Annotated in this window: 25 protein-coding genes; 8 read left to right on the top strand and 17 right to left on the bottom strand. The window is 67.4% G+C overall.

Translation table 11 applies throughout. The annotated features are described in order from the left end of the window. Positions 1–574 precede the first annotated feature (574 nt). Positions 575–1411, bottom strand: coding sequence for an aldo/keto reductase (locus JL101_RS10965; RefSeq protein WP_203098945.1), 837 nt, complete (start codon positions 1409–1411; stop codon positions 575–577). Between the two features lie 324 nt (positions 1412–1735). On the opposite strand from JL101_RS10965, the gene JL101_RS10960 reads away from it, so the two are divergent. Both JL101_RS10960 and JL101_RS10955 read left to right on the top strand, forming a co-directional pair. Then, a complete protein-coding gene (locus tag JL101_RS10960) occupies positions 1736–3973 on the top strand; it encodes a methyl-accepting chemotaxis protein (protein WP_203098946.1) in 2238 nt (745 codons plus the stop codon). Between the two features lie 129 nt (positions 3974–4102). Then, positions 4103–4807, top strand: a complete 705-nt coding sequence (locus tag JL101_RS10955) for a glutathione binding-like protein (RefSeq protein WP_203098947.1) — start codon at positions 4103–4105, stop codon at positions 4805–4807. Positions 4808–4816: 9 nt separating this feature from the next. On the opposite strand, the gene JL101_RS10950 is transcribed toward JL101_RS10955, so the two are convergent. After that, positions 4817–5287, bottom strand: coding sequence for a GerW family sporulation protein (locus JL101_RS10950; protein WP_203098948.1), 471 nt, complete (start codon positions 5285–5287; stop codon positions 4817–4819). Between the two features lie 438 nt (positions 5288–5725). Here JL101_RS10950 and JL101_RS10945 point away from each other — a divergent pair, with 438 nt between their 5' ends. Then, entirely contained in the window at positions 5726–6166 is a 441-nt protein-coding gene (locus tag JL101_RS10945) for a CBS domain-containing protein (protein ID WP_203098949.1), read from the top strand. A gap of 124 nt (positions 6167–6290) precedes the next feature. Then, positions 6291–7841: a Ppx/GppA phosphatase family protein gene (locus tag JL101_RS10940; protein ID WP_203098950.1), complete on the top strand. Its 1551-nt coding sequence runs from the start codon at positions 6291–6293 to the stop codon at positions 7839–7841. Between the two features lie 2 nt (positions 7842–7843). Here JL101_RS10940 and JL101_RS10935 read toward each other — a convergent pair whose 3' ends face one another. Next, the gene (locus JL101_RS10935) at positions 7844–8686 is read right to left on the bottom strand and encodes a PfkB family carbohydrate kinase (protein ID WP_203098951.1); all 843 of its coding nucleotides are present in this window, start codon (positions 8684–8686) and stop codon (positions 7844–7846) included. 112 nt (positions 8687–8798) lie between these two features. On the opposite strand from JL101_RS10935, the gene JL101_RS10930 reads away from it, so the two are divergent. Continuing rightward, a complete protein-coding gene (locus JL101_RS10930) occupies positions 8799–9296 on the top strand; it encodes a hypothetical protein (RefSeq protein ID WP_203098952.1) in 498 nt (165 codons plus the stop codon). A 174-nt stretch (positions 9297–9470) separates the two neighbouring features. On the opposite strand, the gene JL101_RS10925 is transcribed toward JL101_RS10930, so the two are convergent. From JL101_RS10925 to JL101_RS10865, 13 genes are all read right to left on the bottom strand, one after another. Further along, positions 9471–10709, bottom strand: a complete 1239-nt coding sequence (locus JL101_RS10925) for a PQQ-dependent sugar dehydrogenase (RefSeq protein WP_203098953.1) — start codon at positions 10707–10709, stop codon at positions 9471–9473. Positions 10710–10724: 15 nt separating this feature from the next. Beyond that, the gene (locus tag JL101_RS10920) at positions 10725–11540 is read right to left on the bottom strand and encodes a carbon-nitrogen hydrolase family protein (RefSeq protein WP_203098954.1); all 816 of its coding nucleotides are present in this window, start codon (positions 11538–11540) and stop codon (positions 10725–10727) included. Continuing rightward, positions 11537–12337 carry an ABC transporter permease gene (locus JL101_RS10915; protein WP_203098955.1) on the bottom strand — a complete coding sequence of 267 codons (801 nt, stop codon included), beginning with the start codon at positions 12335–12337 and terminating at the stop codon, positions 11537–11539. Before JL101_RS10915 ends, JL101_RS10920 begins: the two co-directional genes overlap by 4 nt. Further along, the gene (locus JL101_RS10910; RefSeq protein ID WP_228435403.1) at positions 12334–13188 is read right to left on the bottom strand and encodes an ABC transporter permease; all 855 of its coding nucleotides are present in this window, start codon (positions 13186–13188) and stop codon (positions 12334–12336) included. The genes JL101_RS10915 and JL101_RS10910 overlap by 4 nt, the downstream gene beginning before the upstream one ends. Continuing rightward, a complete protein-coding gene (locus JL101_RS10905) occupies positions 13185–14231 on the bottom strand; it encodes an ABC transporter ATP-binding protein (protein ID WP_203098956.1) in 1047 nt (348 codons plus the stop codon). The genes JL101_RS10910 and JL101_RS10905 overlap by 4 nt, the downstream gene beginning before the upstream one ends. 22 nt (positions 14232–14253) lie before the next feature. Next, positions 14254–15345: an ABC transporter substrate-binding protein gene (locus JL101_RS10900; RefSeq protein ID WP_228435402.1), complete on the bottom strand. Its 1092-nt coding sequence runs from the start codon at positions 15343–15345 to the stop codon at positions 14254–14256. 45 nt (positions 15346–15390) lie between these two features. Continuing rightward, positions 15391–16443, bottom strand: coding sequence for an agmatinase (speB, locus tag JL101_RS10895; protein WP_203098957.1), 1053 nt, complete (start codon positions 16441–16443; stop codon positions 15391–15393). Positions 16444–16451: 8 nt separating this feature from the next. Beyond that, positions 16452–17621, bottom strand: a complete 1170-nt coding sequence (locus tag JL101_RS10890) for an aminotransferase (RefSeq protein ID WP_203098958.1) — start codon at positions 17619–17621, stop codon at positions 16452–16454. Positions 17622–17745: 124 nt separating this feature from the next. Next, on the bottom strand, positions 17746–18447 hold the full coding sequence (locus JL101_RS10885; protein ID WP_203098959.1) for a fumarylacetoacetate hydrolase family protein: 702 nt from the start codon (positions 18445–18447) through the stop codon (positions 17746–17748). Then, a complete protein-coding gene (locus tag JL101_RS10880) occupies positions 18444–19199 on the bottom strand; it encodes an ABC transporter permease (protein ID WP_203098960.1) in 756 nt (251 codons plus the stop codon). The genes JL101_RS10885 and JL101_RS10880 overlap by 4 nt, the downstream gene beginning before the upstream one ends. A 22-nt stretch (positions 19200–19221) precedes the next feature. Continuing rightward, a complete protein-coding gene (locus tag JL101_RS10875) occupies positions 19222–20025 on the bottom strand; it encodes an ABC transporter ATP-binding protein (protein WP_203098961.1) in 804 nt (267 codons plus the stop codon). Next, positions 20025–20852, bottom strand: a complete 828-nt coding sequence (locus JL101_RS10870) for an ABC transporter permease (protein WP_203098962.1) — start codon at positions 20850–20852, stop codon at positions 20025–20027. Before JL101_RS10870 ends, JL101_RS10875 begins: the two co-directional genes overlap by 1 nt. Before the next feature lie 31 nt (positions 20853–20883). Beyond that, a complete protein-coding gene (locus JL101_RS10865; protein WP_203098963.1) occupies positions 20884–21900 on the bottom strand; it encodes an ABC transporter substrate-binding protein in 1017 nt (338 codons plus the stop codon). A gap of 193 nt (positions 21901–22093) precedes the next feature. Here JL101_RS10865 and JL101_RS10860 point away from each other — a divergent pair, with 193 nt between their 5' ends. The 3 genes from JL101_RS10860 to JL101_RS10850 all read left to right on the top strand — a co-directional run bounded on the left by JL101_RS10860 (position 22094) and on the right by JL101_RS10850 (position 24375). Beyond that, a complete protein-coding gene (locus tag JL101_RS10860; protein ID WP_203098964.1) occupies positions 22094–22777 on the top strand; it encodes a FadR/GntR family transcriptional regulator in 684 nt (227 codons plus the stop codon). Positions 22778–22852: 75 nt separating this feature from the next. Next, positions 22853–23815 carry an Rpn family recombination-promoting nuclease/putative transposase gene (locus tag JL101_RS10855; RefSeq protein WP_203098965.1) on the top strand — a complete coding sequence of 321 codons (963 nt, stop codon included), beginning with the start codon at positions 22853–22855 and terminating at the stop codon, positions 23813–23815. Between the two features lie 113 nt (positions 23816–23928). After that, positions 23929–24375, top strand: a complete 447-nt coding sequence (locus tag JL101_RS10850; protein ID WP_203098966.1) for a DUF4383 domain-containing protein — start codon at positions 23929–23931, stop codon at positions 24373–24375. A 106-nt stretch (positions 24376–24481) separates the two neighbouring features. Here the strand turns inward: JL101_RS10850 and JL101_RS10845 are convergent, their stop codons facing one another. Then, a complete protein-coding gene (locus tag JL101_RS10845; protein WP_203098967.1) occupies positions 24482–24898 on the bottom strand; it encodes a DUF2934 domain-containing protein in 417 nt (138 codons plus the stop codon). Positions 24899–24927: the final 29 nt, after the last annotated feature.

Here is a 24927-nt window from a genome sequence, read left to right as displayed (position 1 = left end):
TTTTTCAGCCGTTCATCGTTGAAACGGCCGACGATATCAACCTGAATGTCCATTCGTGACGCCCTCCGCCTGAGAACGTCACGAACAGAATCACATCCCCGCCAAACTACGCAACTACAGCGACAAACCCGAGTCAACCTGCCGCACCTAAAAAGATCTGTTGATAGATTAGCCCAAGGGGCGAGGGGGCGCTGTATGGAAAGCGATCGTCGCGAGCAAATCCCCCTCGCCCCCCTGGAGGAGAGGGTCGGGGTGAGGGGGTCGGGCGAAAACCCGTGCATGCCGCCGGGAGCGTCGAAGCGCTCCCCGGAGGGACCCGGACTCGGGCGCTGGCTATGCCCCCGTTGGGAGCGGTCATCAGGTCCAAGAGTTCGCGCGGGATGCCAGCGTACCGCGCGCAGGTGGTGATCCTCCAGATCGAACTGCGAGAAGCGCCGGCGTGCCGGGCGGCAGCCCCCAATGGCCCTCGTCGGGAGCGTATGAGTGCAGATCGACGGCCCGCATCACTTCCACCCTGCATCGAACCACAGGTTGAGCCTTGGCCCAACGCATCGCGGCGGGGGGAGCGGCAGGATCAGAGCATTTCCAGCGACCGGGGTCCGGTCGGCGGCGGGAACGCCCGGTCGAGCGCCGCCATGTCCTCGTCGCTCAGGACCAGGTCGGCGGCGGCGCGGTTGGCCTTCACGTGGTCCGGATCGCTGGCCTTCGGGATGGCGACGACGCCCTCGTGCCGAAGCACCCAGGCGAGCGCCACCTGGAACATGCTGGCGCCGAGGCGTTCGGCGATCGTCCGCAACGCGCCCTTGGCCGGCATCCGCCCCTGCTCGATCGGACTGTAGGCCATGACCGGGATGGAGCGCTCGACGCACCAGGGGAGCAGATCCCATTCGATGCCGCGCCGGGTGAGATTGTAGAGAACCTGGTTGGTGGCGCAGGCTTCGCCGCCCGGCACCTCCATCAGTTCGGCCATGTCGTCGGGGTCCAGGTTGCTGACGCCCCAGGCGCGGATCTTGCCCTGCTCCTTCAGCCGCTCGAAGGTCTCGACGGTTTCGGCCAGGGGGACTCCGCCGCGCCAATGCAGCAGGTACAGGTCCATCCGGTCGGTGCGGAGACGTTTCAGGCTCCGTTCGCAGGCTTCGACGGCACTGCGCCGCCCGGCATTGTGCGGATAGACCTTGCTGACCAGGAAGCACTCGTCCCGGCGCCCGGCAAGAGCCTCGCCGACGACCTCCTCGGCTCCGCCGTCCCCGTACATTTCCGCCGTGTCGATCAAGGTCAGGCCGAGATCCAGGCCCAGCCGGAGCGCACGGACCTCGCGGTCGCGCTGACGCCGGTCCTCCCCCATTCCCCAAGTACCCTGCCCCAGGCCGGGCACCTGCATGGATGCCAGGGAAATGGAACGGATCGGCATGTCGGTCTCCTTGTCGCTTTTCACTGGTTCTATGGTCGCGTTGCTCATCGGGAAACGAACGCGAATCGGACGGATCCGGTTGCCTGACGCGCCGACAGTCCCTCTTCGCATCCGATCCGATCGGCAACAAAGCAAAATTTCATAAGTAATAAAATGACGGGAACTTCGCCGAGGGGTCGAGGCAGGTGGTTTTCCACCCCTACTATTGGCCTGCGGAATAATGCCAACCGATTAGGCAGGAAATTTATACCACAAAACCTTCATTCGATTGAACGATCATGGTAATCCTTTCGACAACTCAACTCCCGATCGTTGGAGAGATGGATGTTCCGTTCCCTCGGGATCGCACAGCGGTTGGCGATCGCTGCGCTGCTGTTCCTGGCTCCGGTAGGATTCGTCCTGGCGGCGCTTATCGGCAACCAGAACACGACGATCCGGTTCAGCGAGAAGGAGCTCACCGGTACGTTCCAGCTTAGGGAGGTCGCGGCGGTCCACAAGGATCTGGCACTTGCGAGCCTCCGGGGCGGCAAGCCGGCCGACGGCGGCATCGCGGCGCTGGAGTCGGCCGAGCGAAGCTTCGGCGATGGAATGGAAAGCGCGGAACTGACCCGCGCCGCGGTGGCGGCAGTACGGTCCTCGGCGGCGAGCGGGAACGGCCTCGACGAGGCGCGGGCGGCGTTGAGGGCGCTGACCGCCCGGGTCGGCGACAAGAGCAACCTGATCCTCGATCCGGACCTCGACTCCTTCTATGTCATGGACCTCATGCTGGTGAAGCTGCCCGAGGCGCTAGACCGGATCGTCGCCATGGTGACGTTGGCCCGCCGGACCTTCGCCGACGGCACGCTGGACCCGGAGGAACGGGTCGCCTTCTATGTCGAGCTGGGCGGACTGAAGACGGTGACCGACGGCCTCGGGTCATCGCTCGCCTCGGCCTACAGCGGCAGCGCGGACGGATCGGTCAAGGCTGCGCTCGACGGGCCCGCAGGCGCCCTGATCGGCGACTTGACCGCCCTGCTGGCCTCGATCGAGCGCGGTGCGCCGGAGCCGGCGGCGGTGGAAGCCCTGGTCGCCGAATGGAGCAGCTTCTACCGCGCGGCATCGTCCGACCTGGAACGGTTGCTGGAAGCCCGGATCGGCGGTTTCCGGTCGTCCCAGTTCTGGACCCTGCTGATCACGGCGCTGCTGTTCGGCGGGGCGGCACTCGCCGTCCTCCTGGTCGTCCGGCGTGGCGTCCTGGCGCCGCTGCTCGGCCTGACCCAGGCCATGCAGCGCCTCGCCCAGGGCGATCTGGACTGCGCCGTTCCCGGCATCGGGCGGAGCGACGAGGTTGGCGCCATGGCCTCCGCCACCGCGATATTCCGCGACGCCGCGCGGCGGAACCGGGAACTGGAGGCGGAACAGGCCCAGCAGCAGGCGAACAGGGCACGGCGCCAGGATGCCCTGGAAGCCCTGACCCATGATTTCCAGGCGGCCATTTCAGGGCAACTCCGGGCGGTGGCAGCCGCCGCGACCCAGTTGCAGGCAACGGCGGGATCCCTGAACGCTGAAGCGGAGCGGGCGTCGGAGCAGGCCGTGCAGGCGGCGGAAAGCGCGGATGCCGCGGCGCGCAACGCCGAGCTCGTCTCGGCCGCGGCGGACGAGTTGGCCGGGGCCAGCAGCGAGATCGGCGTGCAGGTCGAACGCACGACGCTGACGACGCGGGCTGCGGTCGAACAGGCCGGACGCGCCGAATCCACCACCCGGGAACTGACGAGCGTCGCGGCCGGCGTCACGCAGATCGTCCAGTTCATCCAGGACATCGCCTCGCAGACCAATCTCCTGGCCCTCAACGCGACGATCGAGGCGGCCCGCGCCGGCGAGGCGGGCAAGGGCTTCGCCGTCGTCGCGGGCGAGGTCAAGAACCTCGCGACCCAGACTTCCAAGGCGACCGAGGAAGTGACCGCCAGGGTCAACGCGGTCGTCGAATCGGCGAATGGGGTCGCCGGGCTGATCGGCGAGATTTCCCGGACGATCGGCGCCATCGACGAAAGCTCCGGCATGATCGCCGCCGCCGTGACGGAGCAGGACGCCTCGACGTCGGAGATCAGCCGCAACGTCAAGGAGGCGGCGGACAAGAGCATGCATGCGTCCGGCAACATCGGCATGGTCAAGGATACGACCGACTTCACCAGGGCCGCGGCGACGGAGCTTCTGTCGGCCGCATCCGAACTGTCGATCCAGGCGGAGACGCTGCGCGGCGAGGTCGACCAGTTCCTGTCGGCCATGGCCAGCGCCGGGGAACGCCGCACCTACGAGCGGCGGCCGCACGACGCCCCGATCACGGTCATCATGGGGGGCCAGTCGATCGCCGGGCGGATGGTCGACATCTCCAGCGGCGGTGCCGCGGTTCGGGTCGATGGCAGTTGGCCGATCGGCACGGCTTTGACGCTGGTCTTCGCCGGGCACCGGATCGCCGGCCGCCTCGTCGAGGAGCATGACGGACTGGTCCGCATCCAGTTCCGGTTCGACGCCGAGACCAGGGCGCAGGTGGAACGCCTGTTCGAGAAGGAGCTTGCCGCCTGACCCGGCCTCCGACGGCCGGCTCCTGGAACGGAACGGCCTGCCGATGGTTGCCGGGGGCGGCGGGACATGTTATGGAACGATCAGTCCATAACATGTCCCGCCGCCCCCCAGCTTCGGAAGGCCATCGATATGATCGATCTGCATTACTGGACGACGCCCAACGGCCACAAGGTCACGATGTTCCTGGAGGAGACCGGTCTCCCCTATCGGATCATCCCGGTCAACATCAGCGCCGGCGAGCAGTTCAAGCCGGAATTCCTGAAGATCGCCCCGAACAACCGCATCCCCGCGATCGTGGACAACGACCCGGCCGGCGGCGGGGAACCGATCTCCGTCTTCGAGTCCGGGGCGATCCTGATCTATCTGGCCGAGAAGACCGGGAAGTTCCTGCCCAAGGACCCGCGGGGCCGGGCCGAGGTGCTGCAATGGCTGATGTGGCAGATGGGCGGGCTCGGACCGATGGCGGGCCAGAACCATCATTTCGTCCAGTACGCGCCGGAACGCATCCCCTATGCCATGGAGCGCTACGTCAAGGAGACGAACCGACTTTACGGCGTGCTGGACCGGCGGCTGGCCGACCGGCAGTTCGTCGCGGGCGACTACTCCATCGCCGACATGGCGTCCTATCCGTGGATCGTCCCGTACGAGCGCCAGCAGCAGAACCTGGACGACTTCCCGAACCTCAAGCGCTGGTTCGAGGCCATACGGGAGCGGCCGGCCGTCATCCGCGCCTACGAACGCGCCGCCGAGATCAACAGCCAGCCGACCATGACCGAGGAAGCCAAGAAGATCATGTTCGGCCAGACTGCCGCGACCACGGGCACGTCCAAGTAGCGCCGCCGTTCAGTCCAGCGCGGCGACGGCGACCGCCGTGGATTCCGACGGTGCCGGGGCGGGCGCCGGGACCGCTGCCGGTGCCGGTTCCGCCGCCGGCTTGGCCGCTGCAGATCCCGCTGCCGCCGACTTGTCCCGGCGGTAGGCGTTGCTCAACTCGTTCGCGACGTCGGAATGGGCTTTGGCCGCCGACGTCACGAACTGGGAGTCGAGATGCTGGACGGTCACCCCGTCCGGGCGGACGACGATGATCGCGCAGGGAACCACGCCGCCCCCGCCGCCGCCACCGCAAGCCTCGCCGAAGACCGAGCCTCCCCCCGCGCCGACTCCGAAGGTCGTGACATAGATCGGGACCAGCGTCGTGTCACCCACCTGGATCGGCGTTCCCGCGACGCCCTTTCCCAGGATCTTCTGAAATTCCTGCAGAGTCGAGACCATCAGGTCCTGCACCGGATCGGGCATGAAGGGATTCGTCAGCATCGGGGATCTCCGTAAGCGGCCGGACAATGCTTATCATCACGGGCGTTCCGGATGCGAGTCTCTTCCGCAAGCTGCGCGAATTCCGATCGACCTTGTCCCGCGGATGGTCTGCACAGCGACGCCCCGGCCGCGGCGCGAGCCCGTTCTTCAGGAACCAAGGGCATGCCGCGCCTCGAAAATGGAAATTTAGTTATAAAAGAAACCTGTGTTGCGAGAAGTTAATTGCCGTCAAGCGCGGCACGGTGATAAAATCGCCCAATGGGTTAACACGTGACAGGCCCCAGTGGGTGCCCCATTTCCGGCCGGCATATCGGATTAGCCCAGGTTACTGCCTCGCATTTCCGGTGAATGCGAAGGATGCGATACTGAATGCACCGGGCCGACAGATCCCAGGTGCAGCGGTCAGTTCACCCGCGCCGTCAACCTCATGGGGAAGATATGACCACCGTTTCCGATCTCCTGAATTCAAAGGGCCGCACCATCGTCTCCATCCTGCCGACGGAGACCTTGGAGTCGGCATCCAGGCTGCTGACGGAGAAGCGCATCGGCGCCGTCGTCGTGCGCGACCGCCGCGGCAAGCTCGCCGGCATCCTGTCGGAGCGCGACATCGTCCGCGCCATCGCGGATCGCGGGGCCGCCGCGCTGGGCCTCCGCGTCGAGGATCTGATGACCAAGGAAGTCAAGACCTGCCTGCCGACGGAGACGGTCAAGGACCTGATGCGGATGATGACGCTGCGCCGCCACCGCCATGTCCCGGTGTGCGATACGACCGGAGAGCTGATCGGCGTCGTCTCGATCGGCGACGCGGTGAAGGCGCGGCTGGACGAGCAGGCCAGCGAGGTCGCGGTACTGCGGGACCTGAACCTGATCAAGGCCTGATCGGCGCAGGCCGGAGCCGGTCGGGCTGGATGACGTTTTCCTGACATAATCTTCGGGCTGCGGGATCAAAGCGACCTGTCCGGAGTTGAAGGGGCATGGATCCAGCCCGCCACCGGAGGGACAGATGCTCGACGCTACCGGCCAGCGCGCCGACCTGACCGGCCTTCATCAGGAGCTAGATCCGGATGAGGTCCTCGCCGCCGATCACGCCCATTATGCCGTCATCGATATCGGCTCCAACTCCGTCCGCCTCGTCGTCTACAACGATCTCGGGAGGGCACCTCTCCCCCGGTTCAACGAGAAGTCCCTGTGCGGCCTTGGTTCCGGACTGGACAAGACGGGCGAGCTTGCGGCGGGACCCATGGCCTGCACGGTGCAGGCGGCCCACCGCTTCTGCGCCATCGCCGAGGCCATGGGGGCATCCCGGATCGACATCATCGCGACCGAGGCGGTGCGCAGGGCCACGAACGGCGAGAACCTGATCAAGGCCATCAGGAAGCGGACGGGTCGCGAGCTGCGCCTGCTGTCGGGATCGGAGGAGGCGCATTTCGCCACGCTCGGCGTCATCTCCGGCTTCTACCGGCCGAAGGGACTGGTCGGCGACATGGGCGGCGGCAGCCTCGAGGTCGCCGAAGCACTGGAAGACCATGTCGGCGAGCGCTCGGTCAGCCTTCCCCTGGGCGCCTTGCCGGTCGAAGCGATGCTGGAGGACTCGGCGGAAAGTGCCAAGCGGCAGATCGACGAGGTCATGAAAGGCCAGCTTCCGCCGCTGCTGACCAAGCCGGTATTCTATGCCGTCGGCGGCGGCTGGCGCGCCCTGGCCCGCGCCCACATGGAATCGGTCAATGCTCCCCTGAAGGTCGCGCACGGCTACGACGTGGATGCGAACGACCTGAGAAGCTTCGCCAAGTTGGTCTGGAAGATGACGCCGGAAAAGATCTCGGCGCTTCCCGGAGTGCCCGGCCGGCGGGCTAAGACGCTTCCGGCTGCGGCACTGGTGATGGACAGGCTGCTGAAGAACCTGCGCCCGGAGCGGGTCGTCTTCTCCGCCCTGGGCCTGCGCGAGGGATGGCTCTATTCGCGGCTCTCCCCCGCCCTGCGGCAACGCGATCCGCTGATCGAGGGCACCCAGGCATTCGGCCTCCCCATCGCGCGGGTCCCGGCCTTCGCGCCGGCGCTGGTACGCTGGACGGAATCCCTGTTCCCCGACGAAACCGCTGGGGAACGCCGGCTCAGGCTTGCGGCCTGCGCGCTCTCCGACATGGCCTGGGCGGACCATGCCGACGTCAAGGCACACCAGTGCTTCGCGCGGGTCGTCCATTTCCCGTTCATCGGCGTAACGCACACGGAGCGGGTGTTCATCGCGGCGACCCTGCATGCCCGTTACGGCGGCAAACCGGATGATGCGTGCCTTCAGCCCGCGCTGTCGCTGCTGACCCCGGCCGTGCATCGTCGCGCCCAGATCCTCGGCCGCGCGATGCAGCTCGGCCATCGCTTCTCCGGCAGCGTGCCGGGTATCCTCGACATGGCGCGGCTGCGGATCACCGCCGATGCCGTCCGCCTGGAGGTCGCGGAAGGCAGCGAGGACGTCCCCGACAGCGATGCCGTGCAGATAAGGATGAAGCAGCTGGCGAAGATCCTGGGCGTGCCCAAGACCGAATTCGCCGGGGCCTGAGGTCAGGCCGTCAGGTCGCGGAGCGAAGGCGGCGGCACCGATGTCGGCGACGTGACCGCCAGCGCCGCCCAGCGGGCTCCGATCGACAGGGCCTCGCGGATCGGCGCACCGCCGGCCAGACCATGGATCAGACCGGCGGTGAAGACGTCGCCGGCACCCGTGCTGTCCACCACGGTGGCCGGCACCGCCGGAACATGGACCGGACCGGAAGGGCCGAAGGCCGTCGCCCCCCTGGAGCCGTCGGTCACCACCATCCAGCGCAGCCTTTCCCCGGCGAAGCGCCGGGCCGCCGCATAGGGATCGGCCAACGCCTCGTCGGTCATGTGGGCGGCGGAGTCCACGACCACATGCGCCGGCCAGCCTGTCGTACCGGCGGGTGGCGCGTGGCTGACCACCAGGCAGGTTTCCAGGCGGGCACGGAGCAGGTCCGCCACCTCGGGCCCGTAGGCTTTGACGTAGAGGGCGTCCGCCGGCTCCGCGGGATCGGGCAGGGCCGGAGGCAGGACCAGGGAGGGCCGGCCGCGGATGATCGTCCGTTCGCCGTCCGGGTCCAGCAGGACGAGGACCGGCGGCGTCGGTTCGGGGAGGCGCCGCACGCGCGAGACATCGATGCCCAGGGCGGAGAGTTCTGCAAGCATTGCCGCACCGCCGGCATCCCCGCCGACATCGGCGAACAGCGCCACGTCGTGCCCGGCATAGGCCAGCGCCACGCCGGTGTTCGATCCGCCGCCGCCTAGGCGGCCCTGGCCGAACTGCCCCTTCAGCTGTGCCCCGCTGGCGACGGGACCGTCCAGCCTGACCACGACATCGAGGTTGATTCGGGCGACGATCTGGATGCGGGCCATGGTGCGGAGCGTGCAGGAACCGGAATGGAACGGGAGTGCGATGTTTGGCGGCTCGCGGACCTGCGGTCAACAACTCTCGATTTTCGCCCGCCCGCTCCTTACCTTTCAAACCATGGCTCGATGCATCCCGATCCTGGTCTCCAATCCGCCGCCCCTATGGCGTCCCCTGCTGGCCCATTGCCGCTCCATAATGCGCGATCTCGGCGCGCCGGCCGTGCTGATCGACGGCTGCCTGCGGGACACCCCGTTCGGCCCGAGGATTATCGCCACGCTGGACCTGCCGCCCCGGATGGGCGATGCCGCCCTGTCGCGGCATCCCTCCTACCGGCCGGCCATGCGGGACGCCGCGGGAATGGTCGCCTTCTCCCGCATGGCCGCCCATGGGGCCAGCGGCATCGATCCCGTGACCGCCAGCCGGGAGCACGAGGACGTGCTGTGGCAGGTCATCGTGCTCCCCGCGGGCGTAGTGCTGATCGCCCGCACCGAGCGGGCGGACTACGGACCGTTCCTCCTGGCGGAGAGCGAGCCGGACGAGCGCGGGATCGACCTCGTCAGCCTCCAGCTCGACTTCGCGGTCGACTCCGGAAGCAGCCAGGCGGGCTCCGCCTAGCGGTCCAGCATAGTGTTTTTGATGACGTTCGGCGGAGCGGAGTGCGTTAGGTCGGCCTTCGCCCGTCAGGGCGAATGCCGACACCCTGCGTCAACGCTCCGGCCACGCTGTCGGCGTCGGCCTTCGGCCGGGGCCGACCTACGATGAATCAATCAAAAACACTGTGCCGGACCACTAGCGGACGGCCGCGACGCGCCAGATCCTGTCGGCGGCATCGTCGGCCACCAGCAGCGACCCGTCGGGCAGCTCCGCGATGCCGCAGGGCCGGCCGTACACTTCGCTCCTGGACTGCTCGGCCACGAAACCGGTCAGGAAATCCTCGCCCGGTCCGCTCGGTCGGCCATTGGCGAAGGGGACGAACAGGACCTTGTAGCCCGACAGCTCGGACCGGTTCCATGACCCGTGCTGACCGATGAAGGCACCGCCGCGGTAGCGCTCGGGAAAGGCGGTTCCGCGATAGAAGGCCAGCCCCAGCGACGCGGTGTGGGAGCCCAACGCCATGTCGGGCACGATCGACTTCGCCACCAGATCGGGCCGCTGCCCGCGCAGCCGCGGGTCCTCGATCTTGCCGAAATAGGAATAGGGCCAGCCGTAGAAGCCGCCGTCCTGGACGCTGGTCATGTAGTCGGGCACCAGCTCGTCGCCCAGCTCGTCCCGCTCGTTGACCGCCGTCCACATCACGCCGGTCTCCGGCTCCCAATCCAGGCCGACGGGGTTGCGCAGGCCGCTTGCAAAGATGCGTTCGCCGCTGCCGTCGGGATTGATCTCCAGGATCGCGGCGCGGCGATGCTCCTCCTCAATGCCGTACTCGGCCACATTGCTGGCGGAGCCGACGGTCACGTAAAGCTTCGTCCCGTCGGGACCGACGCGGATGTTTCGGGTCCAGTGGTTGTTGTAGCCGCCGGCCGGCAGGTCGAGGATCTTGCGGCCTTGGGCCTCCATGCGGATCTGCCCCTCCTTGTAGGGAAAGGCCAGGACGCCGTCGGTGTTGGCGACGTAGAGCGTGTCGCCCAGCAGCGCCATCCCGAAAGGCTGCCTCAGCCCCTCCAGGAAGGTCTCGCGGGTCTCCGGAAAACCGTCGCCATCTGCGTCGCGCAGCAGGGTGATGCGGTTGGCGCTCTGCCCGAGCGCGCGGGATCGCTTGTCGCCCTGCACCGCCGGCGAGTTCGGGTTATGGTCCGGCTTCAGCTGGGTCCGGGCTTCGGACACCAGGACGTCGCCGTTTGGCAGCAGATGGAACCAGCGCGGATAGTCCAGCCCGTCGGCGTAGAGCGTCACCTCGAAGCCGTCAGGAGCGGCCGGCTTCCGACCCTCGGGCCAGCCGACCACGGTGGAGAAGTTGAGCGCCGAGGGAGTCTGGTAAGGCTCAGGCAGAGGGGGCACGGCCGGTTCCGGAAACGGGGTCGCGGTCATGGGAGGCGTTCCTCTTCAGGTCTGGTTGGGTCCGCTGATGAAACGCATTCGGCGGTCGATCAGGTACGGGTTGGCCGCGCGTGCGTCACCGAAAGCGGCGGGGTCGATGTCGGCGATCAGCAGATGGGTGCCCGTGGCCGGTGCGCGGGCGAGATCGGAACCGTCCGGCGCAGCGATGCCGGCCAGGCCGGCATAGGAGAACGCGGCATCCCGGCCGGCATGGTTGGCGTAGGCGACGAAGACTTGGTTCTCGAAGGCCCGTACCGGGATGATCGACCGCGCGATGAAGCCCGCGTGCTCGCTGGCCGGCAGGGCCGTCGGCACCAGGATCAGGTCCGCGTCCGAGGATGCCAGGTGGCGCACCGTCTCCGGGAACTCGACGTCGTAGCAGATCAGCAGGCCGGCCTTCAGGCCGCCCAGCGGGAACACCGCCGGAGCGGCGGCGCCGGGGCGGAACAGGCCCTTCTCGTAGTCGCCGTACAGGTGCAGCTTGCGAAAGACATGGCGGGTGCCGTCGGGGAAAACCGCGGCGGCGCTGTTGTAGACGGCTCCATCCGCCGCCTCCGCGAAGCCGCAGGCCACCGCGATCCCGGTGCGCGCGGCGATCGCGCCCAGGGCCGCGACCTGCGCGCCATCGGCGGGTTCGGCCAAGGCCCGGATGGCGGCGCCGGCGCCGTAGCCCGTCAGCGCCAGTTCGGGTGCGAGCAGGCAGCCGGCCCCTGCCGCAGCGGCCTCTTCGGCAGCGGCGGCGATGCGGTCCAGGTTGGCGGCGACATCGCCCGCGACCGCTTCCATCTGCAGCAGGGCGAGGCGCAAGGGTGCTTTCGTCAATCCCGTGAACTCCAGGCACCGAGCAGTTTCGGCAGGTCGCCGAAGCGGGCGATCAGGCCGAAGACGAGGACCGCCACCGCGACGAACAGGATGCTGACCGCCGCCATGGTCGGAGTGTAGCCGTAGCGCAGCGAGTTGAAGATCTTGATCGGCAGCGTCTCCAGCGTGAAGCCTACGGTCATGTAGGCGACGATGTACTCGTTCAGCGACAGCACGAAGGCGAAGGCGAACCCCGATACGATGTAGGGCCGGATCAGGGGCAGCACGATCGTCCGCAGGATGGTCCGGTCGTCGGCCCCCATGGTCGCCGCCGCCTCGACCAGCGCCCGGTCGATCGAGGCGAATCCCAGGGACAGCGTGACCAGCGGCAGGGTCACGAAGAAGATGCCGTGGGCCACCACCACCGTCCAGGGTTGCCCATAGGCCCCGACCGTCGTCCAGAACGTCAGGAAGCCCAGGGCCGTGATGACCGGCGGCAGGATGAAGGGCGCCGTGCCGAGCATCTGGAACACGCGCGCCCAGGGAGCATGGCGCCGCCACAGGAACCAGGAGAGCGGGAACGCGATCGCCACCGCCACCGCCGCGGAGAGCGCCGCGACGGTCACCGACGCCGTCAGGGCTCCCCGCCAGGCGGCATCGGTGAAGATCTCGCCGTACCAGCGGGCGGAGAAGCCCGCCGGCGGGAAGACCAGCGATCGCTGCGCATTGACGGACACTCCGGCGATGACGATCAGCGGTGCCGCCATGAACAGGGCCACCAGGGTGAACAGGATACGCCGGAACAGCTTGCCGCTCATGCCGCGCTCTCCTTGCGGCCGACCAGCAGGGCGAGCCCCACCAGCGACAGCGTCACCAGCACCAGGAACACCGCCATGGCGGCGGCGAACGGCAGGTTCGACTGATAGACCGCCTGGTCCGTGATCAGCACCGACAGGGTCCAGTGCTGCGGACGGCCCAGGAGCTGGGGCAGCAGGTAAGAACCGAGCGCGAAGACGAAGACCATGATGAAGGTCGCCAGGATCGTGTTCCGCAGCGCCGGCACGACGACGGTCAGGAATGCGCGGAGCGGGTGGGCGCCCAGGGTCCGCGACGCCTCCATCAAGGTCGGGTCGAGCCGCGCCATCGCCGGGTAGAGGACCAGCACGGTATAGGGGAACGCCTGGTAGACCATGCCGGTCAGCACGGCGCCGAAATTGGGCGTCAGCGCCGTCGGCTTTTCCATGAGGCCGAGCCAGACCAGCAGGTTGGAGATCCCCGCGGTCCGCGACAGCAGCGTGGACCAGGCGAAGCCGATGATCACCTCCGACAGGGACAGCACGGCGAGCAGCGCCACCAGCCAGGCGACCTGGACCCGGCGGCGGGTCCGGGCCAGTTCGTAGGCGAAGGGAAACCCGACCGCCACGCAGATCACGGCCACCAGCGCCGCCAGCCCCAGGGAGAACCCCAGCACGCCGCCGAAGAAGGCGGAGAGGAAGCGTTCGTAGCTGCTGAACACGAAGTCCGGCGTGTAGAAGCCGCCGGGCTGGCGCTGGAAGAAGCTGACCATCACCATGATGCCGAACGGCACCACGAAGAAGACGGTCAGCATCAGGGCGGGGAAGGCCAGCGGGGCATAATCCGCCGCCCGCTTCGGAGCATCCGCCCTCACGACGCGAGCACCCGGCAGGCCTCGGGATCGAGCCTCAGGCCCACGGTATCGCCGATCCGGAAATGCGCCCGCTCGCGCGGGGACGCGACCGCGACGATCTGGGTGCCGTCCGCATCGACGAAGGTCTCGATGCTGGCGCCCAGGTCCCGGATGAAGCTGATCCTGCCGGTCAGCGGAGCCTCGCCGGCCGGGACGAGGTGGATGTCCTCCGGCCGGACCGACAGGGTCGCCTGCGACTGTCCGGGCGCCAGGCTCACTCCCGGGATCGTGCCGCCGGGAGCCTCGACGCCCTGCCCGCCCCCCTGCCCGCCCGCCCGGACGATGATCAGGTTGGTGGAGCCAATGAAATCGGCGACGAAGCTGTTGACCGGACGTCGATAGATCTCGACCGGCGACGCCGCCTGCTGGATTCGCCCCTGCCCCATCACGACGACAAGGTCGGCCATGGTCATCGCCTCCCGCTGGTCGTGGGTCACTACGATCGTCGTGATGCCCAGGCGCTGCTGGAGCTTGCGCAGTTCCACCTGCATCGCCTCGCGCAGCTTGGCGTCGAGCGCGGACAGCGGATCGTCGAGCAGGAACAGCTTGGGCGACAGCGCCAGGGCCCGAGCGATGGCCACGCGCTGGCGCTGTCCTCCGGAAAGCTGCGACACCGGCCGGCCCGCGTAGCCGCCCAGGTCTACCAGGGCCAGCAACTCCTCCGCCCGTTTCGCCTGCTCGGCCCGGCCGACGCCGCGGATCCGCAAGGGATACGCGACGTTCTCGCCGACGTTCAGGTGCGGGAACAGGGCCAGAGACTGGAACACCATGCCGAAGTCGCGCCGGTGCGCCGGCACCCGGGTCATGTCCTTGCCGTCGATCAGGATCCGGCCGGAGGTCGGCTCCTCCAGCCCGGCGATGGTTCTCAGCAGGGTCGTCTTGCCGCAGCCGGACGGCCCCAGCATGCAGACGAAGGTTCCGTTCGGAACGGCGAGGTCGACATGGTCCACGGCGGCGACGCCACCGAACCGCTTCGATATGCCCTCCAGTACCAGGCCGGACATGGATAGCCTCCTCCAGGTCAAGTCAGCCGGCGACGATCAGCTCGGTCCATTTCTGGTTCAGCCAGTCGGACTTGGTCTGGTACAGGTCGTAGCGCGGGATGATCGGCTCGATCTCGCTCGATACCGCCGCGAACTCCTGGTCCGTCAGGTCGGTCAGGCTGCGGGCCACGGTCGGGGCCGTGCCGACGTTGCGCGACAGCTTCGCCTGGATCTGCGGCTGGCTCATGTAGTTGATGAACTCGTGCGCCTCCGCGGTCTTCTTGGAAGCGGCGGACACCGCCCAGGAGCCGGAATCCAGGATGCCGCCCTCCTTGGGGAAGGTGGAGCGGACGGGGTTGCCGTCGGCGGCGGCGAGCCCCGTCACGTCATGGTAATACTGGCCCATGGGGATCTCGCCCGACTTGAGCGCCTGCTCGAACTGCGCCTCGTCCCGATACCACAGCCGGACGTTCGGCTTGACCTCGGCCAGCTTGTCCATGACCTCCAGGATGCCTTCCTCGGTGTCGAGCTTGGCCGGGCCGCCGAAGAAGGTCTTGGCGGTCACCTCGAGCAGGAAGGAGTTGGAGACCAGCGCCAGCAGGCCCAGGCGGTCCCGGTTGGCGGGGTCCCACAGGGCGGCCCAGGAATCCGGCGCCTCCGGATAGACATCGGTATTCGTCACCAGCGTGATGTACCAGGCGACGGCGCCGACACCGGCGATCCGCCCGTCGGGATACCTGTTGACGAACTGCGGCAGCAGGTTGCCCAGGTTGGGGATCTTGGCCGGGTCGAGCGGTGCCCAGAGATCGATCGCCTGCCCTTTCAGAATGGCGACCTGGGACATCATCGACACATCGGCCGGAGCTTGGCCCGCCCGGGCGGCCTGGGAGAGCTGGACCAGCCAGGCCTCTCCGGTCGGCTCGGAGATGGACTCCACCTCGATCCCGGTGGCGCTGGTGAAGTCGGGAAAGATGTGCTCGTCGAAGGACTCCTGAAAGTACCCGCCGTAGACGCCGACCTTCAGCGAGCGGTCGGCCGCCCGCAGGATCGACGGCATGGCCAGCAGGGCCGCGCCCGCCGCGGCGCCGGCCAGCACGGAACGCCGGGTGATCCCGGACTTGGTCATTTCGGTCATCGCTTCACCTTCCTGTTCTGTTCGTTCGATTTCTTGCTTGGTCGTTTATTCCTTGGCGCCGATCGACGGGCTGTAGACCATCAGGCTGAGGATCTCGAACAGCATCTGGGCGCCCGCCTGCGCCGTGTTGGTCGTGGCGTCGTACTGCGGGGCGACTTCGACCACGTCGCCGCCGACGATGTCCAGGCCCTTCAGGCCGCGCAGCAGCTCCAGCGCCTCGCGCGTGGTCAGGCCGCCCACTTCCGGGGTTCCGGTGCCGGGCGCGAAGGCCGGGTCGAGGCTGTCGATATCGAAGGAGACATAGGTCGGCCCGTCGCCGGCCACCGCGCGGGCGCGCTCGATCACCGCCGGCATGCCGAGGCCGGTGATCTCCTCCGCGTGGATGACGGTCATGCCGCTGTCGTAGGAGAATTCCCACAGGTATTCGGCCGAGCCGCGGATACCGATCTGGATCACCCGCTTCGGGTTCAGCACGCCTTCCAGCACCGCCTGGCGGAACGGGCCGCCGTGGTGGAACTTGGTCTGGTCGAACCCGCCGCTGGTATCGCAATGGGCGTCGATATGGATCATGCCGACCGGTCGGTCCTTGCCCAGCGCCTTCAGGATCGGGAGGGAGATGGAATGGTCGCCGCCGACCGACAGGGGGGCGACGCCTGCCGCCACGATCTTCGCCACATGGGCCTCGATATCCTCGTGGGAGGAGTCCAGGCTGAAGCGGCTGCGGAACGGCACGTCCCCGATGTCGGCCACCCGCAGCTCCGACACCGGAGCGGTCTGGAGCACGTGGTTGTAGGGACCGATGCGTTCTATGGTCCGCAGCGCGCGGGGGCCGAAGCGCGAACCATTCCGATTGGTCACGCCCAGGTCCATCGGCACGCCGAGCATCGTCACCTGAAGGTCGCCGAAGTCCGGGGCCTGCGGATCGATCGGCCGGTGCGGCGCCGACAGGAAGGTCGGCATTCCGGCATAGGGGGCGAGCCGCGTGCCGCTCTTCGAGAAGATGGTGTCCGCGACCTTGCGGAAGGTCGGGTCGAAGACCTCGCCGCCGTGCAGCTGGCCGTACTTCGCGCGCAGGCGCTCCAGTTCTTCCTGGTCCATGGCTCTTCCTACCCTATCGTCAGGTTCAGGAAGCGGTCGGGCAGCCCCTCGATGGCAGCCCGATCCGCGTTGGCGAAGGCGATGCGGAGATGGCTTTCGTTGCCCGGACCGAAATAGCTGCCGGGCAGGCACAGGACGCCCCGCTCCTCCGCGAGCCGCTCGGCGACGGCGGCGGCCGGCACGTCGAAGGGATGCCGGAGAAAGGCGAAATAGGCGCCGATGGCGTCAAGCCGCCAGCCGTCAAACCGTGCCGCCGCCGACCGGAAGGCCTCGGCCCGGCCGATGATCTCCCGCCGGTTCTCCTCCCGCCAGGCGGCCATGGGCTCCAGCGTGGCCGCCAGCGCGTGCTGGCCCACCCGCGGCGCGCAGATCTGGATGCAATCGATCACCTTGGCGAACTCGGCGAGGAAGGCCTCCCCGGCGATCACGGCCCCGAGCCGATGGCCGGGAATGCAGAAGGATTTCGAGAAGCTGTACAGCTCGACCAGCGTATCCTGCCAGTCCGGCTGCCCGAACAGGTCATGGGGCCGCGTCCGGGCATCGGCCAGGAAATCCCGGTAGGTCTCGTCCAGCACCAGCGCCACGCCCCGGTCGCGGCAGATGCGATGGATCGCGCGCAGGGTTTCCGGAGAATAGACAGCGCCCGTCGGATTGTTGGGGCTGATCAGGACGACGGCCCGGACGCGCCCGTCGATGGCCTCGGATATCCGGCCCGGGTCCGGCACGAACCCATCCTCCGCCGAGGCCGGCACCGCCCGGGCCTCGATCCCGAGCATGTCCAGCGTCATCTTGTGGTTGAAGTACCAGGGGCTGGGCAGGATGACGGCATCACCGGCCTTCGCCAGGGCCAGGACCGCGGCGAAGAAGGCCTGGTTGCAGCCCGACGTGATCGCGACCTCGGCGGGCCGGATCGGAACTCCGAAGATGCCGGCGACATGCCCGGCATAGGCGGTCCGCAGATCCTGGTCCCCCAGGATCCCGCCGTAGCCGGCAAGCAGCGGCGACGCCGCCGCGCTCGCCAAGGCTTCCAGGATGTCGGGGTGCGGAGGGTATCCGGGAACGGCCTGCGCCAGGTCCACCAGCGGACCGCGGCCGCCGCCGTAGCGCCGCGCCCAGCCCTGGGCTTCCGGGATCGGCGGACTGGCGGTGTCGTGCAGGAAAGGATTGACGCGTATCACGAGGGAACTCCAGGCGCGGGACTTGGATGCAGCCGGCCATACCCTGATACAGCGTCGAAAAATCGAAATCCAGGGAGCATCGTCGGCGGACGATGCTCCCTTTCGGCGGTTCGGGCCGGAAGGCTCAGACCACGGTGACGTTCAGCTCGGTGACACCGTCGACGCCGCCGACCAGCACGTTCCCGCGCTTCACGCCGCCCACGCCGGCCGGCGTCCCGGTGAAGATGACGTCGCCGGCGGCCAGGGTGAAGTAGTCGGACAGGTAGCTGATCATTTCCGGCACCTTCCAGATCATCTGGTTGAGGTCGCCTTCCTGCCGCTGCTCGCCGTCGCACTTCATCCAGACGCGGCCCTGGGCCGGGTGGCCGATCTCCGTGACCGGGATGATCTCGCTGCACGGGGCGGATGCCTCGAACGCCTTGCCGATCTCCCACGGGCGGCCGAGCTTCTTGGCCTCGCCCTGCAGGTCGCGCCGGGTCATGTCGAGGCCGACGCCGTAGCCGAAGACATGGTCGAGCGCCTGGTCGATCGGGATGTTCTTGCCGCCCCTGGACAGCGCCACGACCATCTCGATCTCGAAATGCACGTCCTCGGACCGGTCCGGGTACGGGAACTTGCCGTCGGTGACCAGGTTGTCCGGGTTCTTCTGGAAGAAGAACGGCGGCTCGCGGTTGGGGTCGTGCCCCATCTCGATCGCGTGGGCGGCGAAGTTGCGGCCGATGCAGTAGATGCGATGGACCGGAAAGCGCGCGTCGGAGCCGCGGATCGGCAGGCTGGGGATGGCAGCGGGTTCGAAGGCCCAGCGGCCGTTGCTGTTTGCACTCATTGACGGACTCCAGCGTAGTATTCGATGCGTTTTTCGATGGCGCCGACCAGTTCGGACACCAGGATGGCGAAAGCGAAGACAAGGATGGTCAGCGCCCAGAACCGCTCCATCAGGAAGTTGCGGGAGTACAGTTCGAACAGCTCACCATAACCGATGATCGAGACGAGAAGCTGTCCGATCACCACCCCCTTCACGCCGCGGATCATGCCCAGGCGGATGCCGGCGAGGATCTCCGGCAGGGCCGCCCACAGCAGGATTTTCAGATACACGTCCCGTTGCCGGGCGCCGAACGACCGGCTCATCTCCACCAGCGAGCCGGAGATGTGCTTCACTCCGGCCTGGGTGTCCAGCGCGATGATCCAGACCGCGAACAGGAAGACCGTCGCGACGATGGTGGCGTCGCCCAGGCCGAACAGGATCATCAGGATCGGCACCAGCGCCGACAGCGGAGCGCTGACGAACAGGTTCACCCACATGCCGAGCAGCCGGTCGGCGGCGCGGAACCGCCCCATCAGGACGCCCAGCGCCACGCCGACCACGATCGCCAGCACCATGCCGAGAACGAAGCTGCGCAGCGTCACCACCGTGGCAGACTGGAACTGCGGCGACTGCACCAGCTCCACCATGGCCGCCAGGACCGCGGTGAAGGGCGGGACCAGGAACATCAGGTCCAGGCGGCCGACCAGTTCCCACAGCAGGCACCAGACCAGCAGCGAGGACATCATGGGCACGCGGTAGCCGAACAGGGTCATGGCCGTCCTCCCCCTTCCCCGCTCACTCGACGAACCGCTTCAGGCCGTCCCAGATATCCTCGATGGTATCCAGGTAGCGCCTGTCGCGGCGGATCTCGTCGGGGGTGCCGTCGCGCGGGATGTCGGGCTTGATGATCCGCGACACCCGGCCGGGACCGCGCGACAGCAGGACGATCCGGTCGGAGACATAGACGGCCTCCTCGATGCTGTGGGTCACGAAGATGAAGGTCTTGCGCTGCACCCGGCGCAGGCTCAGCAGGTCCTCCTGGAACTTGCGGCGGGTCTGCTCGTCCACGGCCGAGAACGGCTCGTCCATCAGCAGCACGTCGGCATCCACGGACAGCGCGCGGGCCAGCCCCACCCGCTGGCGCATGCCGCCGGACAGTTCGTGCGGATAGCGCTCCTCGAAACCGGCAAGACCGACTTCGGCGATGTAGCGCCGGGCGATCTCGTGGCGCTGCGCCTTCGGCATCCCCCGGAGCTCCAGCCCGAATGCGACGTTGCGGATCACGGTCGCCCAGGGCATCAGCGCGAAGTCCTGGAAGACGAAGGCGCGCTCCGGCCCCGGCCCCGTGACCGGACGTCCCTTGACCAGGACCTCGCCTTTCGACGGCTCGATCAGGCCGGCGATCATCTTCAGCAGGGTGGTCTTGCCGCAGCCGCTGGGTCCGAGCAGCGAGATCAGTTCGCCGCGGGGGAAGTCCAGGTCGATTTCCTTCAGCGCCTCGAAGGTGCCGTAGAACTTCGACAGGCCGCGGACCTCGACGATGTTGTCGGCCTTGGCCGGGGCGGGCATTTCGTGGATGCGAGGCATGGCGGCCGGCATCAGGCGATCTCCCTCTTCTCGGGACGGAACAGCGACACTTCGAGGCGCTGCAAGCACCCGACCGTGACCGCGGAGAAAACGATGATGGAGGTGATGGTCGCGTACATCTCGGCATAGTTCGCGACCGAGCGGTGGTAGGTGATCAGGTCGCCGATGCCGGTCGGCGTGATCAGGAGCTCGGCCAGCACGATGCCGATGAAGCCGGCGGAGATGCCCAGCCGGAGACCGGCGAAGATCAGCGGGCTGGCGTCGGGAATGACGATCTTCGCGACCTGCTGCCACCGGGTGCCCTGGAAGGAGCGGCACATGGCGACCAGCGACGGATTGACGTTGCGGACCGCCTTGTAGCAGTTGAGCACGATCACCGGCAGCGCCAGGACGCAGACCGACAGGACCTTGGACGTCATGCCGATGCCGTAGACGAAGGTGATCAGCGGGATCAGCGCCGCCATGGGCGCCGCCTGCATCACGATGAAGACCGGCGCCGCCAGCCACTCGGCCATCGGCTTCAGCCCCATCAGGATGCCGATGCCGACGCCGATGACGGCGGAGATGACGACCCCGATGACCAGCGGCTGGAGCGTGGTGGCGTAGGCGGAAATCAGGCTGCCGTCCAGGACCATCCCGACGAACGCCTTGAAGGTCTGGGAGAAAGGCGGCAGCGCATAATTGACCGGGATCTGTCCCGCCACCTCCCAGACGCCGCAGAACAGCGCCAGGGAGAGCAGCCGCCACAACAGGGTATGGTCGCGCGTGGCGGCCCAGCGGACGAAAGCGGGGGCGGGACCGATCGGGGGACCGGCCTTGTGGACGAGAAGCTGGGACATGACGGGTCCTTGTTTACGGCAGCGGCCGGCGTCAGCGCCGGCCGACCTTCTGGAGCGCTTGGGACAAGGGCTCCAGCGTCCAGAAATCCGCCACCTTCAGGCTCGCCGGATCGCCCTGGAGCTGGCCGGCCACGCTGTAGAACTCGAAATCGTCCCGGGCCGCATCTTCCCCGCCGCCGTTGGCCGGGAACAGGCCGACATCCGCCGCATCCTTGTAGTAGGGCTCCATGTCGGCGACGACTTCGGCCGGCAGGTCCGGGAGCAGGTTGTATTTCTGGCGGAACTCGGTGACGACGGCGGGCTTGGCGTCGATTTCCCGGAAGGTGTTCAGCAGCTCCTCGGTCAGGATGTTGACCGATTCCCGCTCGCGTTCCAGGAAGTTGGTGTTGGCGTAGAGCGCCTCGTCGCTGGCGTCTATGCCCTCCACCGGCAGCACCTTGAACTTGCCGGGAGCCTGCGCCTGGAGCAGGCGCCAGCCGGCTGAATCGACGATGGTCGCCTTGACGTTGCCCTGGAGGAGAGCTCCGGTGCGGACCTCCGAGCCCGGGACGTAGCTGACCTGGCCGTAACGGATGTCGTTCTTCTTGGCCAGCAGGTTCATGATCGCCTCGGTGCCGGACCCGCGGGAATGGACCGCGATCTCCTGGCCATTCAGATCCTTCCAGTCCTGATAGAACTCCGTGTTGACCACCGGATAGAAGCGCAGCGTGCTCATCTGGTAGAAGATCCGAATCGGTGCGCGGACCTTCTGGAGAAGCGCGTATGGCGTGCCGACGCCGATGTCCGCCTGCCCGCCGACCACGGCCTGGGCGGCGATGTCCTCCGACTTCAGGTAGGTGATGTCGATCTCCACGCCGCGCTCCTTGGCCCGCTCGATCGCGGTCAGGAAGCCAAGCGCCTCGACCGAAGCGATGTCGCCGAAGGCGATGCGGATCTTTCCGGCCGCTTCTGCGGCGATCGGTATCGCCGACAGGCCGATGGCCACGACGAGCGCCGCGCCGGCGCGAGCCACTGATTTGGACAGGACGTTCCGATTCAACAGAGCCATGGCTTCCTCCCTATAGGTTCGCCAGTCACCGGATATCTGCGAGACCTGCTCGCGGGCCGGGTTGATCCCGACCATTCTTGACCAATGACAAAATGGTAAAGCTTGGTTTGAGATGGAGTCAAGCGATATGGCTTGATTTCGGCCTCGGCGTTGACGATCATGGGGGACCAATCGTCAAATTGGTTGAGGCTCTATGACGACCAACGGTGTCGATCCGCAAGGCACGCTGACCCAGCTCCGGGCATTCCTGGCACAGGCGCCGCTGACGGTGGACAGCCGCCTGCCGCCCGAGCGCGAACTCTGCCGGCAACTGGGAGTCAGCCGCGGCGAACTGCGCAAGGCCCTGGCGACCCTGGAGGCGGAAGGTCAGTTGTGGCGCCATGTCGGCAAGGGCACCTTCATCGGCAGCCGGCCGACGGAGAGCCTGGCCGACCTTTCCGTCACGACCAGCAGGACCAATCCGGCCGAGGTGATGCAGACGCGACTGCTGATCGAGCCGGAGATCGCGCGGATGGCGGCGCTCAACGCGACGGCGGCGGACATCGCGGAAATGCGGACCTGCATGGCGCGGTCACGGACGGCGACAACCTGGCGCCAGTACGAGAGCTGGGACAACCGCCTTCACCGGTCGATCGCCGAGGCCACGCGCAACACGCTCCTGCTGACCATCTTCGACACGCTCAACGCCGTCCGGCGCGCGGTGGCCTGGGGCCGCCTTCGCGCCAACAGGACCCAGCCCGATCCCCAGCACCACAGCTTCGTCGAGCACGAGGCGATTGTGGCCGCCATCGCGGATCGGGACATGGAGCAGGCCGCCCAGGCGATGCGCCGCCACCTCCAGACGGTGGAGCGCAAGCTCCTGAACCAGCATCAGTAGCAGGAACCCTCGGGCGACAGCCGGACGCACCTGGACCGCCTTGCGGGGCATACCGATGTAGTCCGGAAGAGCCGCATGACACGCGGCAGTTCCCACCACGATCACATCGCAAAGACTTTGCTCGGCCGCCCCGCCACCGCCGCGACCTTCCTGCGCGAGCGACTGCCGCCCGCGATCGTGGCCCTCATGTCACCCGATCCGCCCGTGCGGCTATCGGGCTCCTTCATCGATTCCGACCAACGCGACAGCGACACGGACCTTCTCTGCCGCATAGGCCTGCGAAGCGGCGGCTGCGCGCTTGCCCAGGTCCTGATCGAACATGACGGCCGCAGGCGACCGACATCCGCCGTGCTGTCCAAGCTCCTGCGCTACATCGCGCTGACCGGAGAGGACCATTTTGCCAGCGGAGGAAAGCCTCCGCTGCCCCCCGTCATTCCGCTGGTGATCTGTCACGGTACCAGGCCCTGGGCGGAACCGCCGGACTACTCCGGCCTGTATGACGTAGGCCCGGAACTGGCGCCCTTCGTGCCGAAGTTCGCCTATACCGTTTTCGACATGCGCACGACGGTGGACGAGGAACGGTCATGCGATCCCTTCCTGCGGTTCGGTCTGGCGGTCATGAAGCTGGCGCGCGGCCGGCGGGACTTTCGACGCCGGCTGCTTGCCCTGGCCACCGACGAGGTCGATCGCGACGACAGGATCGTCCAGCTTTTTATCTACATGATCAATGTCTATACTGATCTGGACCGGCCGACCCTGGACATGCTTGCCGCCCCCTTGTCGAAAGAGGAGCGCGACGAAGTGGCGACGATGGCGCAACGACTCTACGCGGACGGCAAAGCCGATGGGCGCGCGGAAGGTCGAACCGAAGGCAAGACGGAACTGTTGCTTGAGATGCTCGAATACCGCTTCGGCCCGGTTCCGAACGAAGTGCGCAGTCGCGTATCACGCCTGGATCCCGGTTCCATCACCCTCATGGTTCGACGGGCCCTGGAGGCGGCGTCCCTGGAACAGGCTCTGAACCCGCGGAAAGACTGACGGATCCGGCGGATCCGAGACGACTCGGGGCGCGAAGGATTTTGGGAACCCTAGGGATTTCGCACTGTTGGGCGGCGAGACACGTCTAGTGCAACCTTTGGGGAAATCCAGCCATGAGCACACGCTACTTCTCACTCGTCTTGGGAATCGTATTCCTTCTGGTCGGCGTCGCCGGCTTCATTCCCGGGCTGATGCACATGCCTGAACAGGCTGCCGACGTGGAAGTGACCGAGAACTTCGGTCGCCTGTTCGGCCTGTTCCCGGTCAATATCCTTCACAACATCGTGCATATCATCTTCGGCATCTGGGGCATCGCGGCTTACCGGAGCTATGCCGGCGCACGCGTCTATTCCCGGGCCGTGGCGGTGATCTATGCCGTCCTGGCGGTCATGGGCTTCATCCCGGGGCTGAACACGACCTTCGGCCTGATCCCGCTTTACGGCAACGACATCTGGCTGCATGCCGTCATCGCCATTGCCGCCGCTTACTTCGGGTTCGCCGCGAAGGACACCGAGGTGGGCCGCAACACCACGACGACGACGACCACGCACCGGATCTGAGGTCCGGGTCCAGGAGGCGGACCTGGAGGGAAAGGCCGTATGATGCCGTCCGGCACGACCGGGCGGCATCGCTCCGACCGGGGCAAGCGGTGATGCGGCGGCCGCGTCAGGCCTTGGCCGAACGTTTCGGCTTCTCCGAAGCGCCCTTGGGCGCGTCCGACGCGGCCTTGGGTGCCGCCGCCTTCTTGCCCTTCGCCTTCGGCTCGGCCGGCGGCGCCTCCTCGGTCTTGGGCTCCGCGGCTTTCCGGGCGCGGGGCTTGCGGGCCGGCGGAGCTTCGGCCGGCGGCGTCTCCTCCGCGGCGGCGCCTTCGGGAGACAGGGCCGCTTCCGCGGAACCCAGTTGACGGCCGAGATCGTCGGTCGGTGCGGCAGGATCGGCAGCATCGTCGACCCAGCCGTCCTCGGCCCTGATCTCCTGCACGGCCATGTGCCAGTGCACATCGCCGCGCCCGTCCGGCCGCCCTTCGCGCTCCCAGATTTCGTAAGCGCGCTGCTTGATCCGGTCTTCCTGTTCAGGCGACATGAAATCCTCCTCGTCTGCTTGTTTCGGAT

The organism is Skermanella rosea (assembly GCF_016806835.2).
Classification (GTDB): Bacteria; Pseudomonadota; Alphaproteobacteria; order Azospirillales; family Azospirillaceae; genus Skermanella; species Skermanella rosea.
This window is presented reverse-complemented; position numbering and strand designations above follow the sequence as displayed.